This window comes from Novosphingobium aeonii (genome assembly GCF_052279045.1).
In the GTDB taxonomy this organism is placed as follows: domain Bacteria; phylum Pseudomonadota; class Alphaproteobacteria; order Sphingomonadales; family Sphingomonadaceae; genus Novosphingobium.
In genome coordinates, this window is record NZ_CP176832.1 from 2,348,859 (window position 1) to 2,366,596 (window position 17,738).

A 17,738-nucleotide genomic window follows, 5' to 3' on the forward strand; every position below is an offset into this window, starting at 1 on the left:
GATCAACGGCGGCAGCTTTGAGCGTGCAGGTCTTACATTCAAATATCTGATAATATTAAATAAATATCTTTAAGTCGGCGCTTCCTGATGCGTGCGGGCTATGGCACCGGGCGTCAACTGCTGCCGAGCACCGTCGTTTGCCCGGTCGATGACAGTTTCCCAGCAATTTCACGTCTCGCAGATGACGGTGAGAACGACCGTCACAAACCCGAAATCAGGCCGCCATATCAGCCCGTCTCGCGCTGGAATTAATCGGCATGCCTGCTGCGGGTCGCGTGGTTCGGCGGAGTCTTCCCGAAGATCCAGGCCATGACAGCAGGAGCCACATGACGGACGCGCTCAGGATTCTGGTGCCGCTGCACAGCCCCGATCCGGGCGGAGTTGAACGCGTGGCGCTGGGGCTCGCTGCGGAATGGGATCGCAGCGGGCACCAGGTGACCGTGGTGCTTGGCCGGGCAAGCGGCTGCGATCTCTCCAGGCTGCCCGAACTGGATTATTGGCAGATCCCCACCCGCCTTCCCACGGCGTCGTGGGAGACGCCCTGGATGATCCACTCGCTATACAGCTACCTCGTCGATCAGGGCGCCGACGTGCTGTTCCTGCCCGGCAACACTTATGCCGTGGTCGGTGCGGCGATGCGCCTGTTGCTGGGTGAACACGCGCCGCCCATGGCGCTCAAGGTCAGCAATGCCCTGCACCGGCCCGACATGTCTCCCTGGGTGCGGCACGGATACGGCGCATGGCTGCGCGTCCAGGGCCGCATGTTCGATCGGCTGATCGGCCTTTCCGAACCCATGGCGCGTGAAATCCGGGAAACGACGCGGGCCAGGGCAAGCCAGGTGGAAGTCATCGCAAACCCGATCCTGTCCCGTGCTCGCCTTGCCCGTCTCACTCGGTTCGACAGGCGACCCGGCTCGGTCTGGGGAACGCGCTATCTCACAGCCGGACGCCTCGCTCCGCAAAAGAACCATGCCATGATGCTGCGCGCCTTCGCACGCGCCGCCCGCCCGGCCGATACCCTCACGATCGCAGGCGAAGGCCCGGAACGCGGAGTCATCGAAAATCTGGTCCGACAGCTCGGCCTCGATGGAAGGGTCTTCCTCACCGGCTATCTTGGAACGATCGATACCCTGCTGGCCGATGCAGACGTTTTCGTGCTGAGTTCCGACTACGAAGGCCTGCCCGGCGTCGTCGTGGAAGCACTGGCGGCAGGTCTGCTGGTACTGTCAACGAACTGCTGCGTCAGCATGGAATGCCTGATCGAGGAAGGTCGCACCGGCCTGCTGGTACAGCCGCGGGACGAAGGCGCGTTTGCCGCAGGGCTCACGCGCATCAGGGAGCTCGGCGGAGACCCCGACCGAGCCCGGGACATTGCCGCGCGCTACGAGGTCGAAAGCGCGGCGCGGCGCTATCTCGAAATGATGACGCAGCTTCACCGCCAGCGCGAACACAACCGCCGCCGCAATCTTGGGCTCAGTGCATGGACGGGGCACGCGTCCCGGCAGCGCACGCTCTGACCCCTCCCCTATTCGCGGAGACTTTCGTGACAGAGACCGCCGCCATTCTGGCGCCAGATGCCCCGGCCCTTCAACTGACGCCGCAGGACCGCGATCCGCGTCGTGGCCGTAACGCCGCGTTTTCCATTATTCTTTCGCTCGCTGTCGTTGCCGCGGTCTTCCATGAACTGGGCGGGCTCGACCTCCGGAATCTCATCGCGATGGTGCCGGCGACCCCCGGCTTCTGGGTGGTCTTCACGCTGAGCTATCTTGTGACGCCGGCCAGCGAATGGCTCATTTTCCGGCGGCTCTGGGGCATCCCAGGCTCCGGCATGCTCGCGCTGCTGCGCAAGAAGGTCTACAACGAACTGCTGCTTGGCTACCTGGGAGAGGCGTACTTTTACACTTGGGCGCGGCGCCGGGTCGCGCTGGGAGCAGCGCCGTTCGGAGCGGTGAAGGACGTGGCCATCCTGTCGGCGATGACCGGCAACGGGGTGACCATGGCTCTGCTGGCGGTGATGGTGCCGGTCATGGGCACAACGCGGCTCGGGCTCGACAGCCGGATGATGACCCTCTCTCTCGGCGTCCTGCTGGTCGTTTCTGCGGCCGCCATGCTGCTCCGCCGCCGCGTCTTCTCGCTGCCTCAGGCCGATCTCGTCATGATAACGCAGATCCACTTCGGCCGGATCGCGCTGACGACGTTGTTCAATGCCCTGCTCTGGCATCTGGTTCTTCCCGAAGTGCAGCTTTCCTGGTGGCTTTTCCTTGCCACGCTGCGTCTGCTGGTCTCCCGGCTGCCGTTGATACCCAACAAGGATTTGCTGTTCGCAGGGGTCGCAGTGCTCGCCCTAGGCCACGAGCGTGACATCGGCGCGCTCATGACCTTGATGGCGGGCCTGATTCTGGCGGCGCATCTCGTGCTAGGGGCGCTGCTGGCAGGCAGAGACCTGGCAATCCCCGAGCAGTCGGCATGAACGCACCGGCCTTCATCGTGCTGCTTGCCGCCGCCCTCATTCCCTCCACGCCCGATCTGGGCAAGGCCGAAGGCCGGTGCCGGCCGAACGAGAGCGGTCCAGCCTTCGTCGTCGAGCCCGTGGGCCTCAAAGACAGGAGCGGCAGGCTCCGGCTGGAGGTCTACCCCGCCAACGAGAAAGACTTCCTTGCCGACGACAACGTCCTCGTCAGCGCCGGGAAGACCTTCCGCCGCGTCGAGGCGGCGTTGCCTCCCAGCGGCGTCCCGAGCCTTTGCATCCGTGTGCCCGCGCCCGGCACTTACGCCGTCAGCCTGCTTCACGACCGCGACGACGACCGCAAGTTCGACTGGAAGATCGACGGTATCGGCTTCTCAGGCAATCCGAAGCTGGGTTGGGGCAAGCCGAACGTGCGCAAGGCGAGCGCCGCCGCCGGCACGGGGCTCACGAGCCTGCGCATCGTCATGAATTACCGCAGCGGGCTCGGTGTCGCGCCCCTTCAGGCAAAGGTCTTGAGCAAATGAAAATCGTCGACGTCTGTGCCTTCTATTCGCCCCACGGCGGCGGCGTACGCACTTACGTGGAACAGAAGCTGCGGATCGGCCCCGCCATGGGCCATGAGATCGTCATCCTTGCCCCCGGGGACGAGGATGCTGTGATCGAACGTGGCCCCGGCGCCCGCATCGTCCTGGTAAAAAGCCCGCGCTTCCCGCTGGACCGGAAGTACTGGTACTTCAACGAGCCCGAGCGGCTCCACGCCGCGCTCGATGCCGAAGCGCCCGATTTCGTGGAGGCGACATCACCCTGGCGGAGCGCCGGGCTCGTGGCGGACTGGCCGGGCGATGCACCGCGCAGTCTGGTCATGCATGCCGATCCGCTGTCCGCCTACGCCTATCGCTGGCTCGGCAACGTCTTCTCTCGCGAGACCATAGACCGGCAGTTCTCGGTATTCTGGGAGCACCTGCGCCGCCACAGTCGCCGGTTCGATCACGTCGTCTGCGCCAACAGCGATCTTGCAAGGCGGCTTGGCGAAGGCGGCGTATCGCATACCGTGACGATCCCGATGGGTGTCGAGGGAGGCTGCTTCTCACCCGCTCACCGCGACCCTGCGCTTCGGGCCGAATTGCTCGCGGCCTGCGAACTGCCGGAGAGCGCCGCGCTCTTGCTGGCGGTTGGCCGTCTCGCACCCGAAAAGCGCTGGCCGCTGGTGATCGATGCTGTGGGCATGGCAAGCCAGCGGACGCCAATCGGCCTCGTCATGCTGGGCGAAGGCCGCGAGCAGCGCACGATCCTGCGTCACATCGCCGGCAATCCGCATGTCCGCCTCTTTGCACCCGAGCGCGAGCGCGCGGCATTCGCCCGCATCATGGCGAGTGCCGATGCCCTGGTGCACGGCTGCGAGGCGGAGACCTTCTGCATGACAGCTGCAGAGGCCCGTGCAAGCGGCACTCCGGTGATCGTCCCGGACGCGGGCGGCGCGGCGGACCATGCAGCAGGAGGCGCGGGCCGGACTTATGCCGCCGCCGATGCGCAGGCCGCAGCCGAAGCGATCCTCGCCGTCGTGCAGGAGCGGCCCCGCCCTGCGGTCACCGCAAGGACCATGGACGCCCACTTCGAAGACCTGTTCGCGGCTTATGCAGCCTGCCTCGACAAGCGCCGCAAGGCAGCTTGAGGTAGAGCCTACTGGCTCTGCTGCCACCCCCCGCCAAGTGCGAGGAACACCGCGATCTGGTCATCCACCAGAGCCGCTTCGGCAGCGGCATGGTTGACCTGCGCCGTCGCCAGCGCACCTTGCGCACTTAGCAGATTGAGGAAGTCGCTGCGACCGAAGCGGAACAGCTTGCCCGCCTGCTGCGCGGAAAGACCTGCGCTGTCGCTCGCCCGGCCAAGCGCGTCGGTCCGGTCGGCATCGCGGGCGTAAGTCTCCAGCGCAGTCTCGGTGCCGCGCAGGGCGTCCAGTACGGTCTGGTCGAACTTCGCGATATCGGCTTCGACCTGGGCGTTGGCCGCGTCGATCCGCGCGTGAATGATCGGGCGATTGGGGAACGACCAGCTCAGCAACGGCCCAAGGCTGAAGCCGAAACTGTGCGTCTTGCCGATATTCTCCAGCTTGCCGTCGTTGATGATCCCGCCGCCGATGCTGACCGTCGGGTAAAGATCGGCGGTTGCGACCCCGATGCGCGCCGTATCGCCAGCAATCGTGCGCTCGGCCTGGCGAATGTCCGGACGTCGCCGGATCAGCGCCGCACCATCGCCCACCGGCATCGGCTGCGAAAGTCGCGGAAGCGTAGCGCAGCCTTCGACTTCCCTTGGATAGTCAGCGGGTGCCCTGCCGAGCAAGGTTGCCAGCAGGTAAAGCGCCGACTGGCGCTTGGCCTGGAACGCCGGAAGGTTGGCCCGGCTGCTTTCTACCGCGGTACGTGCCCGGCTCACATCGAAGGCGGTGCCGCGCCCTCCTCGCTGGAGGCGTCCGGTCGCATCCAGGGTCTGCTGTTGCAGGGTGATGACTCTCTGGACTGTCGCGATCTGATAATTGGCCGCGCAGACATCGGCGTAAGCCTTGGTCGTGGCTGCCGCCACGCTGATCCGCACGGCGTCTCGCGCCGCCTCCACCGCTTCGCGGTCAGCAAGACTGCTTTCGATGGCGCGCTTGATCTTGCCGTTCAGGTCGAGCGGATAGGATAGCGTCAATCCCAGATCGTACGTCAGCACGCCGGGCATGTTGGTCCCGGCCGAAGTGGTCGAATAGTCTCGCTCGAGATCGGCATCGGCGCCGATAGTCGTGGCCAGCGTCTTCTGGCCGGTATATTCCCGGATGACGGCGTCCGCCTTGCGCAGGTTCGCGTCCGCCGCCCGGATATTGGCGTTTGCGGCGAGCGCCTGCTCGACAAGACCATCAAGCCGAGGATCGTCGTAGAGCCGCCACCAGCGGTCCGGCAGTTCGGCTTGCGAGAATGCCTGCCCCTGCCCGGATACGAACGGCCCGTTGGCCGCAGGCGCACTGGCCACCGAATTTTCAGGCGGCGCATAGTCGGGCCCGGCCGTGGCGCAGCCCGCCAGAAGCGCAGGGCCCAGAAGCGCGGGGGCCAGAAGCGCGGGGACCAGAAGCGAAACGCGGTTCCTCATCACTGCGTCGCCTCCACGGCCGGCGCGGAAGGCGCAGCCTGAACCTGACGCTGAGACGGTGCCTTGGTGCGGCCGCGTGTTCCGGCACCGGGCTGTTCGATGGTAACGGTCGCCGTGCGGCCGGAAATCAGGTTCACGCCCTTGGGTACTTCGGTTAGGCGCACGCGCACGGGAATGCGCTGGGCAAGGCGGACCCAGGTGAAGGTGGCATCGACGCTGGGCAACAGGTTGCGCGAATCGGTGCGTGTCGTATCGTTGATCCCTGCCGCAATGCTTTCGACCACGCCCTTGAGCGGACGCTCCTCACCCATGAGCACGACAGTTACCGGCGAGCCGACATGGATGTTCGGCAGCTTGGTTTCCTCGAAATAGCCTTCGACACGAATGGAATCGCTGTCGATCAGGGCCATGGCCTGATTGCCGGGCGCCACATAGTCGCCGGGATGCAGATCGAGGTTGGTCACGGTGCCGTTGACCGAAGCGTGCACGTTGGTGCGGGCAAGGTCGAGCTTGGCCTTGTCTAGCCCGCTGAGCGCCTGGTCGAGCGCAGCGCGGGCCGTGGCGACGGCGGCGACGTTCTGCTCATGGGTTTCGGTGGCCACGAGATCGCCAAGCGCCAGGTCGCGCCTGGCCTCGCGCTGGGCCTGTCCCAACCGGGCCTGGGCGCTTGCTACTGCCGCCTGCGCCTGCTCCACGGCCAGCGAATAGCGCGGGCGGTCGATCACGAACAGCAGGTCGCCAGCCTTGACCGTCTGGTTGTCCTTCACCTCCACCGAAGTGACGAGGCCGCCGATGTCGGGCGTGACGCGCACGACGTCGGCACGGACGCGGCCGTCGCGGGTCCAGGGACTGTCCTCATAATGGCGCCAGAGCCAGATCGCGATCACGGCGGCAAGAATGACGAGGACAGTGGTGGCAAGGCTGGGCGCGAGCCGGGCAAGAAAGCGCTTCATTGGCGGAAACCGATCAAGGGAGAGGCCCAGACGAGAAGCCCGAGCACGAGGATGTAGAGGCACAGGTCCACCGCCGCACGATAGGCGAACAGGCGGTAGAAACCGATGACATTGGCAATGCGCATCAGCACCAGGGTGATGACCGAGGCAATGACGGCAAGAACCAGCAAGGTGGGGAGGAAAACCCCGTCGATGGAGACTTCACCCCTCATGCCGCCAGCGCCTTCGGCGTGGGGCTCGAAGCCGGAAACAGGTTGCGGCGCAAGCTGACCAGACCCAGCGCACCGGCGCGGCTCAACTCGGGGTCTTGGTCGTTCAACACGGCAGTCATGGCGATGTCGATATCCTCAAGCAGGATGGGGTCGGCAGGAGCGGGACGGTCGGGATCCAGGCCGCGATAGTATTCGCCCACTTTCTGAAGAACTTCCGTAAGCGGCCCGCGTTTGGTCGGCGGAAGGGCAAGGCGCAGTTCGCGCAGTTCGCCGATCGCCACGCCTGTGCGCAGATCCCTCAGGGCGTCGTAAAGCGGTTGACCGGGGGAACGGCCTGCCATGGCGAGACGGGGGGCCAGCAAGGCGATCCGGTCGAGCATGCGATTGATCCAGGCCCGCACGTCCGGCGGGCTCATCAGGTTTGCGCGCTCGGCGATATCGGCCCACCCTGCCCGCACGGTGCTGCGGATCGCCGCATGGCTCCCCGTCGAGTTGAGCAGGCGGATGACGACAATGGCGTAGATGATGCCGACAAGCTGGGCGAGCGCGCCGTTCACGAAACCGGCGAACCCGCCGACATACTGGTCCGAAACGAGAACCGGCGAACCCAGTCCCAGCAGCATGGGCAAGGCGATGCCGCCCCACCGGGGAGACTGCATAAGCGTTCCCAGCATGAGCAGCATCGGCGCCATGGCCAGGGCATATTCAAGGAACCCGTCGAGCCGCGGCATTATGACGAAGCCATAGAGCAGCCCGATCAGCGTCGCGATCAGCGTTCCCAGGAAGAAAGCGCGCAGCGGGGCAAGCGGATCGGGAGCAGCCGCGAACAATGCCGTGAAGACACCCGCCAGCATGACCGCCGTGGCTCCTTCATGCCAACCGCTGCCGATCCAGAGAGCACATCCGATGCAGATCGTGAAGAATGCGCCGATGGCGCCGCGCGTCGCCCCGCCGAAATCGCGGTGCAGTTCACGGCCGCGACGTCCTTCCACGAGTTCGGAAGCACGCGGACTGATCGGGCGAGTGCTCGGCGTGGAAAGCTGCTCGGCGAGCAGGCGGCAGTCGCGATGGGCGCCGATCAGGGACGCAAGGCGCGAAAGCAGGCTGAGCAGGATAAGCTCGTCCCACGAGGAATCAGGGCCAACACGCGGTTCCAGCGCGCGGCTGCGCTCCTGAAGCGCGGTGGCCGCGCTCTCGCGCTCGCCGAGCGGCATCGCGTCGAGCCGGGAAAACCAGTGACGGGTATCGGCCAGCAGGCTCTCGACTTCGGCGGAAATGCTTCCTGCCGCGCGCAATTGCCCGATCCGGTCCGTCACTGCGGCGCCCAGCGGCATGATGAGCGAGAGCTGGTCCTGCAAGGCGCGTACCGTGCGGATACGCGGCGCGATGCGGGTGCTCTCGTAAGGGAGGTGAATGGAAAGCTGGTGCAGTTCGGTCACGTCAAGCGCAAGGCGCTGGCGTTCCTTGTCGATTGCCGGGTCGCCATCGAGCAACAGGGAATCGCTCGACCAGCGCTCGGCATCGGCGAGAATGTTGGCCACCCGTTGCAGCATGAAAGCGGAAACCGAGCGCGGCAACACGAGCGCGTGGACGAAACTGCCACAGAGGATGCCGATGGTGATTTCCTGCACGCGCAGGGTCGCCACCGTGAAGATCGTGCCGGGAACGTCCACGCTCGGCAGCACGATAAGCACTGCGGTATAGCCGGCCAGAACAAAGGCATAGGAACGCGGCGTGCGATCCAGCAGGGAAACGAAGACGCAGAGCGCCAGCCATGCCCCTATCGCGATCGTCAGCAATTCCGGTGCGTTGACGAGCACGGGCACCATGATGACCGCCATCCCCGCGCCGATAAATGTGCCGATCACGCGGAACATCGCCTTGGACACGACAGCCCCCGCCAGCGGCTGTGCGACAATGTAGGACGTGAGGAAGGCCCAATAAGGACGTTCGAGCCCGATCGACAGCGCAATGTAGATGGCCAGCATCGAGGCCATGTAGGCCTTCACGGAAAACAGCGCTGCGTCCAGTCCGAAACGTTTCGTCATTGCCGGGCGGCGCTTTCCGCAATGCGTGCGGCGATGCGGTCAAGCACGCGCACGACAGTCTCGACGTCTTCCGTCGGAATGCCATCGAGCAGCGTTGCACGCAACTCGATCAATCGTTTGTCGATCCGTTTTGCAACGATAGATCCTTCTTCGGTCAGCCGCAGGTGCTTGGCCCGGCGATCGCTGTCGTCGGCATGACGCTCCACCAGGCCTGCGTCTTCGAGCAGGTGCAGCGTGCGGACCAGCGAAGGCTCCGTCACGTTGATGACGCGCGCCAGATCGCCCTGCCGTACCTCGTCTCCGAGACGAAGCAGGTGAACGAGCGCCCATGCCGAGGAGTTCGAAACTCCCAGGGAGGACAGGGCCGAATCAGCCATTTGCTGCCAGGAACGCGAAACCGGCCCCAACCTCGCGGCCAGAGCCTTTTCGCTCGATCGTCGTTCTTGCATGAGACGGGTAATTAGAGTGCTAACTAATTCGCGCAAGATGCTTTGACGTGGATTTTATGTCAGTTGCAGTGAGTTTATTGCAATGCCGCATGGGGGTGGCGCAGCCGCAAGGGCGACGCTAAGCCGCTGCAAATGCCTGCTCTCACCTTCCGGAGAATGCCCTTGCGCCGCTCGTCTCTCGCCCTTGGCCTGTCTGCGCTGATGTTGACGGCAGCCATGCCCGGCGATGGCAGGACGCCTCATGCCGTCTCCGCGACGGCCGAGCCGACCGGCCAGTCGGCGACGGCACGACATGCCATGGTCGCCGCCGCAAACCCGCTGGCGGTCAAGGCAGGAGTGGACGTTCTGAAGGCAGGCGGTTCAGCCGTGGACGCAGCGGTCGCAATCCAGGCCGTGCTCGGTCTGGTCGAACCGCAAAGCTCGGGTCTCGGCGGCGGCTCGTTCATGGTCTACTACGATGCGAAGACGCGCAAGGCGACCGCCTATGACGGCCGCGAAGTCGCTCCGGCCAGAGCGACGGACCGGCTTTTCCTGGGTGCCGATGGCAAGCGCCTGCCGTTCGTCGAGGCGGTGCTCGGGGGAATCTCTACCGGCGTGCCCGGCGCGGTGGCCATGCTGGACATGGCGCATCGCGATCACGGCAAGCTGGCGTGGTCGGAATTGTTCGGCGAAGCGCACAAGCTCGCGCAGGACGGCTTTATTGTCAGCCCGCGGCTCGCTGGAATGATCTCCCAGCGCAAGGCGCCCCAGGCCTCGGCTCCAGACGCAAGGCGCTACTTCACCAAGGCGGACGGCATGCCCTATGCGGCGGGCGACCGTCTGAAAAACCCGGATTACGCCCGTTCGCTCGAACGGATCGCGAAATTCGGCGCTTCCGGCCTGCTCACCGGCCCGATAGCCCAGCAGATCGTCGATCGGGTAAGCCAAGGGCCTTATCCCAGTGCGATGACGCTGGCGGACCTTGCCAGTTACCGTCCGCGTTCTGGACCAGCCCTTTGCCGCACCTACCGTGTGTACCTGGTCTGCACGCCGCAGGCTCCGTCCGGCGGGCCGGGCCTTCAGATGGCGCTCGGCATTCTCGAACATACCGACATCGACAAGCGCAGCGCCAGCGATGAAAAGGCATGGTTCGAATTCGCGCAGGCAAGCCGCCTCGCCTATGCCGACCGCGACCGCTATGTCGGCGATCCGGCCTTCGTGAAAGTGCCGCTCGAAGGTCTGCTCGACCCCTCATACGCTAAGGAGCGCGCGGCGCTGGTGGGCGAAAAAGCTGGGCCGGTCACTTTCGGCAAACCGAAGGGAGCGCCGGAATTCGGCCCCGATGGCACCAATGAGCCCGGCGGCACCAGCCATATCGTCATCGTCGATACGCAAGGCAATGTCGTCTCGATGACCACGACGGTTGAAAGCATCTTCGGCTCCGGACGAATGGTAGGCGGGTTCTTCCTCAACAACCAGATGACCGATTTCTCGTTCAGCCCGACGGACGACGACGGGGCGAAAGCCGCGAACGCGCCGGCCGCCGGCAAGCGTCCGCGTTCCAGCATGGCTCCCACGATCGTCCTGACCCCTCAGCACAAATTCGTCGCTGCCGCCGGCTCGCCCGGTGGCAGCGCCATTCAGGCCTACAATCTCAAGGTGCTGGTCGCCCTGCTCGACTGGAAGATGTCCCCGCAGGATGCAGTGACGCTGCCCAACCTCGTCGCCAAGGGCGACAGCTACAGTGCCGACGTCTTCCCCGCGCCGATCATGGAAGGGCTGGCGGCAAGGAACATGCCCCTGTCGACCGCAAGGGGCGAGGAATCGGGCCTCCAGGCGATTGTCGCCACGCCGAACGGCTATATCGGCGGCGCAGATCCCCGGCGCGAAGGCGTGGCAAGAGGGTTCTAGGCGGCGTGGATCGCCCCGCACTTCCTCCCCCCACTTCCTCCCCGTTGAAAATAGCGTAGTCATGCCATAGGGGCCGCTGCCTTTCATTCAGGGATACAGCATGGCAGGCGATTGGGACGAGGCGGAACAGGCAGGGGGCGGCAAGGCTTCCGTTATAGCCACATCGTCGGGAAGCCTCGGCCTGATGGCGGCGATCGCCTTGGTCATGGGAAACATGATCGGCTCAGGCGTGTTCCTGCTGCCGGCCAGCCTGGCTCCGTTCGGCTGGAACGGCGTGATCGGCTGGCTGACGACGATCAGCGGCGCTCTCGTCCTCGCCTTCGTTCTCAGCCGCCTGACACATGCCCGTCCAGAAGCCGGCAGCCCCGCCGGTTTCGTCACCGACGCCTTCGGCAAGACCGCCGGGTTTTTCATAAGCTGGATTTATCTCGTCTCGCTGTGGACCTCGGTGGTTACGATCGCGGTGGCCGCGGTCAGCTACCTGTCCAGCATGGTACCGTTTCTTGGACGGGGCGAACATGTCCCCGCCCTTGCCGCAATCGCCCTGCTCTGGCTGGTGACGCTGATAAACCTGCGCAGTACGCGCGCTGCGGGGAACTTCCAGATCGTCACGCTGGCGCTCAAGATAATTCCCCTCCTGGTCGTCATAGTGCTGGCCGTCCATATCCTTGCCAGTGGCAAGGCCCAACTGCCCTCCTTCGATCCCTCCGAAGTTCGCTCCGGCGCCATCAACGGCGCCGCCACCCTGACGCTATGGGCCTTGCTCGGCTTCGAATCCGCCAGCGTCGCAGCCGCGCGCGTACGCAACCCGAAAGTGAACGTCGCGCGGGCCACGCTTTGGGGCACCGCGCTGACCGGTGCGCTTTACCTGATGGTTTGCTCTGCCATCGCCCTGCTCCTGCCCAGCGACCTCGCTTCGCATTCGGCAGCGCCGTTCGCCACTTTCGTCGCCCGTTTCTGGGACGGTAACGCAGCGATGCTCATCGCCGTCTTCGCCGTCATCAGTTGCATCGGCGCGCTGAACGGGTGGACCCTGCTTGAAGCAGAAATGGTGCGGGACATGGCCAGTCGTCGCCTGTTACCGCACTGGCTCGCCGAAACCGACGCGCGCGGAACGGCGAGGCGGGCTCTTCTGGTTTCCGCCGTTGTCGCCAGCTGCTTTGCCGCCTTGAACGCCAGCAGGACCATGCAGGCCCTGTTCGAATACCTCCTTCTTCTGTCGACCTCGGCAACGCTATGGCTCTATCTTGCCTGCGCGCTTGCCGCGCTCAGGCTCGGCGTTGCGCGCATCCCCGCGCTGCTCGGCGCGCTCTATGCTCTGTGGACCCTATGGGGCGCCGGGATCGGCGCCAGCGGCCTCAGCTTCGTCCTGATGGCGCTGGGTCTTCCCATCTGGCTCTGGCTCAAGCACAACGAGATCGACTAGCATGACGAAGAGATACGATGCCCTCATCATCGGTGGCGGACACAACGGCCTGGTCTGCGCGTTCTACCTCGCCCGTTCCGGACTGAAGGTACGTATTCTCGAGCGGCGCGGTGTCGTCGGCGGCGCGGCGGTTACGGAGGAGTTCCATCCGGGTTTTCGCAATTCGGTCGCCAGCTATACCGTAAGCCTGCTCCAGCCCAAGGTCATTACCGACATGAAGCTGGCGGAGCATGGCTACCGCGTGATCGAGCGACCGATTTCGAACTTCCTGCCGCAGGAAGACGGCCGCTACCTCAAGCTCGGTGGCGGGCTGGAGCGTACTCAGGCCGAGTTTCGGCGCTTTTCCCCGCATGATGCGGATATCCTCCCGGCCTACTACGATGCACTTGAAGGCGTTGCCGAAGTTCTGCGCGACCTCGCCCTCAAGTCTCCTCCCAATGCCGGAGACGGCTGGCGCGGCCTGATCGATGCAGCGCTGCAAGGGCGACGAGTTGCGGGCCTCCCGATCGAAGCTCAGCGAGACGTGCTCGACCTGTTCACCAAGTCTGCACGTACCCTGCTTGACGGCTGGTTCGAAAGCAAGGCGGTGAAGGCTGCCTTCGGTTTCGATGCGGTCGTCGGAAACTATGCCTCGCCCGATACGCCGGGCAGCGCTTACGTCCTGTTGCATCACGTCTTCGGCGAAGTGAACGGTAAGAAAGGAGCATGGGGCCACTCAGTGGGCGGGATGGGTCAAATCACCCGCATCATGGCAGAGGTGTGCCGCGGTCTCGGTGTAGAGATCAGTCTGGAAAGTCCGGTAGAGCAGGTCCTTGTCGATGGCGGCAAGGTCGCGGGGATTCGGCTCGAAAGCGGCGAGGAGATTGCCGCGCCGCGTGTCATCGCCAATGTCGGCCCAAAGCTTCTCTATGGGAAGATGATGGCAGCAAGCGATCTCTCGCCCGACTTCGCCCGCCGGATGAAAGGGTTCAAGGCGGGCAGCGGCACCTTCAGGATGAACGTGGCCCTATCCGAATTGCCGCGCTTCACTTGCCTGCCGGAGCCAGGCGAACATCACAGGTCCGGCATCATCATCGCGCCAACTCTGGACTACATGGACCGGGCGTTCCTTGACGCAAAAACCTACGGCTGGTCGCGAAAGCCCATCGTCGAGATGCTGATCCCCTCGACCATCGACGACAGTCTGGCCCCGCCGGGCCAACATGTAGCCAGCCTGTTCTGCCAGCAGTTCGCCCCCGAACTTCCCGGCGGCAGGGACTGGGATGACGAGGAGGACAAGGCCGCCGATACGATCATCGATACGGTCGAAGCCCAGGCCCCCGGCTTTCGTGCCTCGATCCTGGGACGGCAGATACTGAGCCCGAAGGGGCTGGAGCGCAAATTCGGCCTTGTGGGCGGCGACATCATGCATGGCAACCTGACGCTGGACCAGATGTGGTCGGCGCGTCCGGTGCTTGGCCACGGATCCTATCGCGGCCCGATCAGGGGGCTCTACATGTGCGGTGCGGGCACGCATCCCGGAGGCGGCGTCACCGGAGCGCCGGGACACAACTGCGCGCACGAAGTTATTGCCGACGGCGCCCGAATGAAGCGCTTTCGCATCTAGAAAATACCGGGCGGGATCACGCCCGCCCGGCGTATTCCCTCACTTGCCGGCAAGGTCCCTGTAAAGGCTGAGATAGTAAGTGATGCCCGGACGGACGTTGAGCAGCGGCAGTCGCTCGTTGAGGCCGTGGGCGAACTCATCGGAGTCCTTCATCATCGACGCACTCGCGCCGTAGCTGGGCACACCCACCGCGCGGTACCACATCGAATCCGAAGCACCCGAGGCCTGTGACGGGATGATCGGGATCGGTCCCCAGGCTGCCGTCACCGCCTTGCGCGTGGCGGCCACGAAGTCCGGTCGCATCGGTGATGCGGGCGACATGGTGGAGGCATCGCCGGTCACGTCGGAGAACTTCGCCGCCGGTACGTTCGCGACTTTCTGCAATTCAGCCATGATCTCCTCGCGGGTATGGCCGGGGAAGATGCGGCAATTGATATTGGCGGTGGCCCGCTGCGGCAGCGCGTTCTGCGCATGCCCGCCGGCGATCATCGTTGGCACGCATGTGGTGCCGGTACGCCCGACCATGGAGGGATTGGCCCGCAGCACCTTGAGCGCCGCCTCGTCGTTGGGGTCGGCTGCGAAGGCGCGCATGGCGCCGGCCAGCGCCGCGTCGGGCTCCAGCTTGGCAGCCTCCACCCAGTAGGCACGGGTAATGTCGTTCAGTTCCGGCTGAAAGTGATAGTGCCCGATCCGCTCAAGCGCTTCCGAAAGCTGGACGATGGCGTTTTCCGTGCGCGGCGCGGAACTGTGCCCGCCCGCGTTCGTCACCTCGATCTGGTAATCGACATAGGTCTTTTCAGCCCCCTGCCATGACCAGAACGACGGCTTGCCGGTCTTCTCGGAAAGCGTGCCCGAAGCCCCGTCGACGTTGAGTACGAGGTCCGCGTTCTTCAAGCGTTCGGCAATCAGCTTCGAGGTCGCCATCGAGGTTTCCTCATCGCCGGAATACGCGATCACGAGGGTACGCTTCGGCCGGAAGCCCTGACGGCGCAGTTCGATCATCGATTCCATCGCGAGCACCGCTTCGAACTTGGTGTCGCTAGCGCCGCGTCCGTACAGGTAGCCGTTCTCGACTACGGGCGTGAAGGGGTCGCGCTCCCAGTCGGCGGGCTTGGCTTCCACCACATCCATGTGTGCGGAAACGACCAGCGGCTTGAGCGAGGGATCGCTGCCTGGCCATGTCGCGATCAGGTAGGCAGTGTCCTTGTGGGGCACGATCTCGATGTCGCCCGCGTTCCAGCCGTTCGCGAGCAGCTCCTTGCGGAACAGTTCGGCGACGTCGCCTGTCTTGTTGCCTTCACCCTCCACGGAACGCAGCGCGATGGCTTGCTTCGAGATTTCGAGAACCTGCTTCTCGGCCTCCGGATGAGCCTTCGGTGCAGCTTGCGCGCCGGTTGCCGCCAGCATGGCGGCCGCCAAGGAAGCAGCGGTAAGTGGAATATGCCGCATGGATCTGATGCCCCTGTTTTTCTGAAAATGCGATCCGAAGTTCGTGCTTGACCGGAGGCGATGGAGAATCGCTCCGAACCCCGGCACTCTGTCGCATTCGCAGGTGCAACGCACCTGTTTTGCGGACTTTCCTGCACGGTTTGAAGCAAACGGCAAGAGTAGGCGCCATTGGCCGCCCACCCTGCCGGCTCAGGCGATATCCAGCGCGTTCGTAAGGTCACCTGGCGCGACACCGCCGGCCGCGATCATCGCATCTTCGCGCGTTTGCAGGCCCGGCAGTTTCTCCAGCCCGAACCGGCGGGTGAGGAAGCGCGCGATGGAACCTGTGTCGTAGATCGTGTGATCCACCGCACCCTTCTTTGCATGGGGCGAAACGATGACGGCGGGAATGCGCGTGCCCGGCCCCCAACGATCCCCTTTTGGAGGGGCCACGTGATCCCACCAGCCGCCGTTCTCGTCGAAAGTGATCACGATCAGCATTCGTTCCCACTGGGGGCTCGCGCGTAGGCCGTCGATGACAGCGGCAATATGGCGATCTCCTGCATCGATATCCGAATAGCCGGCATGCATGTTGAGATTGCCCTGCGGCTTGTAGAAGCTGACCGCCGGAAGTTTACCCGTCTCGGCATCGGCCAGGAAGCGATTGGTGCGGGCCGTGCTGCCTTCGCCGCCGTCGCGCAGATGCTTCGCACGTTCCGCGGTGCCCGGCGCGAACCGATCATAATAATTGAACGGCTGGTGATGCGGCTGGAAATTCGGGCGCGAAGGGAAAGAGGCATCGTTCAGACGCCCTTCCATCGCTGCGTTCCACCCTCCGGCATACCAGGCCCATTCAACACCCTTGGCCGAGAGCATATCGCCGATAGTCTTGTGCTGTTGCGGCACCAATGTGTGACTACTGCCGGCATTGGCGAAACCGGGTTTCTCGGGGTCGAGTTCGTAGGTCGGCGCGTAAGGCGGCAGCATCGTGTTCACCGCCCAGAAGTCCGGCGAGAGTGTGCTGGTAGAGAACATCGCAGGACCGTCCATCGCACTGGCCGCATTCCTGGGATCGAGCTTGAGCTTGATGCCCTTGGGATCGTCTCCCTCGATATGCGCGATACGCTTGGCGACGGGGCTCTTGTCGGCATCCGGATAGAACGGCGGCTGCGCGGCGATGAGGTATTGGTGATTGAGGAACGAGCCGCCGAAAGCACCCATGAAGAAATTGTCGCAAAGCGTGAATTCGCGGGCGACCTGCCAGAGCCGCAACTGCGCGCGCATATCGCCGTAGTGGCCCATGACCAAGGCGCCGCTATCCCCCCAGGCGACGAAACCGTCGTTCTTGCCACCATTGATCTGCCACTGGTTCTGATAGAACGCATGGACGAGATCGCGGGTGACGAGCCCATGCGGAAGCGGATCTCCCTCCGGCGTCTTGAGCGCGAAAGGACCGTTGGCGATCGGGCCGAGGTCATCCGGGCCAATCTGATATTCGGTATGTTCGACGACCTGCTTGCCAGGAACAAGCCCCTCCCAGATCTTCGGGAGCCTGTCCATGATCTTGCCGTCACGGTCACGCTGGGCGGTGCGCTCTGCCGGGACGGATGCGAGCGGTTGCTCCAGGCCGGGAAAATCGGCGAAGAGATTGTTGAAGCTGCGGTTTTCCGCAAAGATCACGACCACGGTATCGATCGCATCACGCAGTTTCGCATCGCTTACCCGAGCACGGCTTTTAAGCCCCTTCCCGGTTGCGGCAGCAGCCTCTCCGGGAGCGCCGGCAACGGCAGCGGCACCAAGCGCAGCGGCAAGGCCGCCCAGAAAGTCGCGGCGGTCGGAGCGCACAATGGGCTCGTCTGCCTGCGGCTTGGGAAGGTCGGAATCGGTCATGGAAGCTCCGGCGGGAGGAGAAATTTCTTCGGCTGTTTGCGTTTACCGATAAGGCAAGTCAACCACCCGCCATCATCCACGCGATCCAGATTTACAGAACACTAATAGAAACTTCACCAAATATCACAAAAGAACAATAGTTTTATATTTTAAAGTTCTAATACCTTACCAACAATTGAAAATTATTATTTATATATTTATTCAAAAAATTCCTTTGAAATAAAAATGTAATCAAAGTTACTC

At 64.0% G+C, this 17,738-nt stretch carries 14 protein-coding genes; 7 read left to right on the forward strand and 7 right to left on the reverse strand.

Annotation, left to right across the window (positions count from 1 at the left end):
- The first annotated feature begins 326 nt into the window (after window positions 1–326).
- Genes ACLIMP_RS11460 through ACLIMP_RS11475 form a run of 4 tightly spaced genes read left to right on the forward strand, consistent with a single transcriptional unit; the run spans window position 327 to window position 4,139 of the window.
- Window positions 327–1,517 carry a glycosyltransferase gene (locus ACLIMP_RS11460; protein ID WP_324695324.1) on the forward strand — a complete coding sequence of 397 codons (1,191 nt, stop codon included), beginning with the start codon at window positions 327–329 and terminating at the stop codon, window positions 1,515–1,517.
- Window positions 1,518–1,543: 26 nt separating this feature from the next.
- The gene (locus ACLIMP_RS11465) at window positions 1,544–2,470 is read left to right on the forward strand and encodes a hypothetical protein (RefSeq protein WP_324695326.1); all 927 of its coding nucleotides are present in this window, start codon (window positions 1,544–1,546) and stop codon (window positions 2,468–2,470) included.
- A complete protein-coding gene (locus ACLIMP_RS11470; protein WP_324695328.1) occupies window positions 2,467–2,991 on the forward strand; it encodes a DUF2141 domain-containing protein in 525 nt (174 codons plus the stop codon). The genes ACLIMP_RS11465 and ACLIMP_RS11470 overlap by 4 nt, the downstream gene beginning before the upstream one ends.
- Window positions 2,988–4,139, forward strand: coding sequence for a glycosyltransferase (locus ACLIMP_RS11475; RefSeq protein WP_324695330.1), 1,152 nt, complete (start codon window positions 2,988–2,990; stop codon window positions 4,137–4,139). The genes ACLIMP_RS11470 and ACLIMP_RS11475 overlap by 4 nt, the downstream gene beginning before the upstream one ends.
- A gap of 8 nt (window positions 4,140–4,147) precedes the next feature.
- Here ACLIMP_RS11475 and ACLIMP_RS11480 read toward each other — a convergent pair whose 3' ends face one another.
- The 5 genes from ACLIMP_RS11480 to ACLIMP_RS11500 are packed head-to-tail and all read right to left on the reverse strand — an operon-like array spanning window position 4,148 to window position 9,183.
- Window positions 4,148–5,593: an efflux transporter outer membrane subunit gene (locus ACLIMP_RS11480; protein ID WP_054437823.1), complete on the reverse strand. Its 1,446-nt coding sequence runs from the start codon at window positions 5,591–5,593 to the stop codon at window positions 4,148–4,150.
- The gene (locus tag ACLIMP_RS11485; protein ID WP_324695332.1) at window positions 5,593–6,546 is read right to left on the reverse strand and encodes an efflux RND transporter periplasmic adaptor subunit; all 954 of its coding nucleotides are present in this window, start codon (window positions 6,544–6,546) and stop codon (window positions 5,593–5,595) included. Before ACLIMP_RS11485 ends, ACLIMP_RS11480 begins: the two co-directional genes overlap by 1 nt.
- Window positions 6,543–6,758 carry a DUF1656 domain-containing protein gene (locus tag ACLIMP_RS11490; protein ID WP_054437824.1) on the reverse strand — a complete coding sequence of 72 codons (216 nt, stop codon included), beginning with the start codon at window positions 6,756–6,758 and terminating at the stop codon, window positions 6,543–6,545. The genes ACLIMP_RS11485 and ACLIMP_RS11490 overlap by 4 nt, the downstream gene beginning before the upstream one ends.
- Window positions 6,755–8,806, reverse strand: a complete 2,052-nt coding sequence (locus ACLIMP_RS11495) for an FUSC family protein (RefSeq protein ID WP_324695334.1) — start codon at window positions 8,804–8,806, stop codon at window positions 6,755–6,757. Before ACLIMP_RS11495 ends, ACLIMP_RS11490 begins: the two co-directional genes overlap by 4 nt.
- A complete protein-coding gene (locus ACLIMP_RS11500) occupies window positions 8,803–9,183 on the reverse strand; it encodes a MarR family transcriptional regulator (protein WP_231635882.1) in 381 nt (126 codons plus the stop codon). Before ACLIMP_RS11500 ends, ACLIMP_RS11495 begins: the two co-directional genes overlap by 4 nt.
- 288 nt (window positions 9,184–9,471) lie before the next feature.
- Between ACLIMP_RS11500 and ggt the strand changes: the two genes are divergently transcribed.
- From ggt to ACLIMP_RS11515, 3 genes are all read left to right on the forward strand, one after another.
- A complete protein-coding gene (gene ggt, locus ACLIMP_RS11505; protein ID WP_443478166.1) occupies window positions 9,472–11,145 on the forward strand; it encodes a gamma-glutamyltransferase in 1,674 nt (557 codons plus the stop codon).
- 100 nt (window positions 11,146–11,245) lie between these two features.
- Window positions 11,246–12,571, forward strand: coding sequence for an amino acid permease (locus tag ACLIMP_RS11510; protein ID WP_324695337.1), 1,326 nt, complete (start codon window positions 11,246–11,248; stop codon window positions 12,569–12,571).
- 1 nt (window position 12,572) lies between these two features.
- Window positions 12,573–14,177, forward strand: coding sequence for a phytoene desaturase family protein (locus ACLIMP_RS11515; protein WP_324695339.1), 1,605 nt, complete (start codon window positions 12,573–12,575; stop codon window positions 14,175–14,177).
- 39 nt (window positions 14,178–14,216) lie between these two features.
- Here the strand turns inward: ACLIMP_RS11515 and ACLIMP_RS11520 are convergent, their stop codons facing one another.
- Both ACLIMP_RS11520 and acpA read right to left on the reverse strand, forming a co-directional pair.
- Window positions 14,217–15,626, reverse strand: a complete 1,410-nt coding sequence (locus tag ACLIMP_RS11520; RefSeq protein WP_443477855.1) for a M20/M25/M40 family metallo-hydrolase — start codon at window positions 15,624–15,626, stop codon at window positions 14,217–14,219.
- A 189-nt stretch (window positions 15,627–15,815) separates the two neighbouring features.
- Window positions 15,816–17,495: an acid phosphatase gene (gene acpA / locus ACLIMP_RS11525; protein ID WP_185997358.1), complete on the reverse strand. Its 1,680-nt coding sequence runs from the start codon at window positions 17,493–17,495 to the stop codon at window positions 15,816–15,818.
- Between the last annotated feature and the right edge of the window lie 243 nt (window positions 17,496–17,738).

What these genes read in the sequence shown, in the direction of transcription:
- ACLIMP_RS11460 (WP_324695324.1), top strand. Translation starts at nt 327, where the DNA reads ATGACGGACGCGCTCAGGATTCTGGTGCCGCTGCACAGCCCCGATCCG.
- ACLIMP_RS11470 (WP_324695328.1), top strand. Translation starts at nt 2,467, where the DNA reads ATGAACGCACCGGCCTTCATCGTGCTGCTTGCCGCCGCCCTCATTCCC.
- ACLIMP_RS11475 (WP_324695330.1), top strand. Translation starts at nt 2,988, where the DNA reads ATGAAAATCGTCGACGTCTGTGCCTTCTATTCGCCCCACGGCGGCGGC.
- ACLIMP_RS11480 (WP_054437823.1), bottom strand. Translation starts at nt 5,593, where the DNA reads ATGAGGAACCGCGTTTCGCTTCTGGTCCCCGCGCTTCTGGCCCCCGCG.
- ACLIMP_RS11485 (WP_324695332.1), bottom strand. Translation starts at nt 6,546, where the DNA reads ATGAAGCGCTTTCTTGCCCGGCTCGCGCCCAGCCTTGCCACCACTGTC.
- ACLIMP_RS11490 (WP_054437824.1), bottom strand. Translation starts at nt 6,758, where the DNA reads ATGAGGGGTGAAGTCTCCATCGACGGGGTTTTCCTCCCCACCTTGCTG.
- ACLIMP_RS11495 (WP_324695334.1), bottom strand. Translation starts at nt 8,806, where the DNA reads ATGACGAAACGTTTCGGACTGGACGCAGCGCTGTTTTCCGTGAAGGCC.
- ACLIMP_RS11500 (WP_231635882.1), bottom strand. Translation starts at nt 9,183, where the DNA reads ATGGCTGATTCGGCCCTGTCCTCCCTGGGAGTTTCGAACTCCTCGGCA.
- ggt (WP_443478166.1), top strand. Translation starts at nt 9,472, where the DNA reads ATGCCCGGCGATGGCAGGACGCCTCATGCCGTCTCCGCGACGGCCGAG.
- ACLIMP_RS11510 (WP_324695337.1), top strand. Translation starts at nt 11,246, where the DNA reads ATGGCAGGCGATTGGGACGAGGCGGAACAGGCAGGGGGCGGCAAGGCT.
- ACLIMP_RS11515 (WP_324695339.1), top strand. Translation starts at nt 12,573, where the DNA reads ATGACGAAGAGATACGATGCCCTCATCATCGGTGGCGGACACAACGGC.
- ACLIMP_RS11520 (WP_443477855.1), bottom strand. Translation starts at nt 15,626, where the DNA reads ATGCGGCATATTCCACTTACCGCTGCTTCCTTGGCGGCCGCCATGCTG.
- acpA (WP_185997358.1), bottom strand. Translation starts at nt 17,495, where the DNA reads ATGACCGATTCCGACCTTCCCAAGCCGCAGGCAGACGAGCCCATTGTG.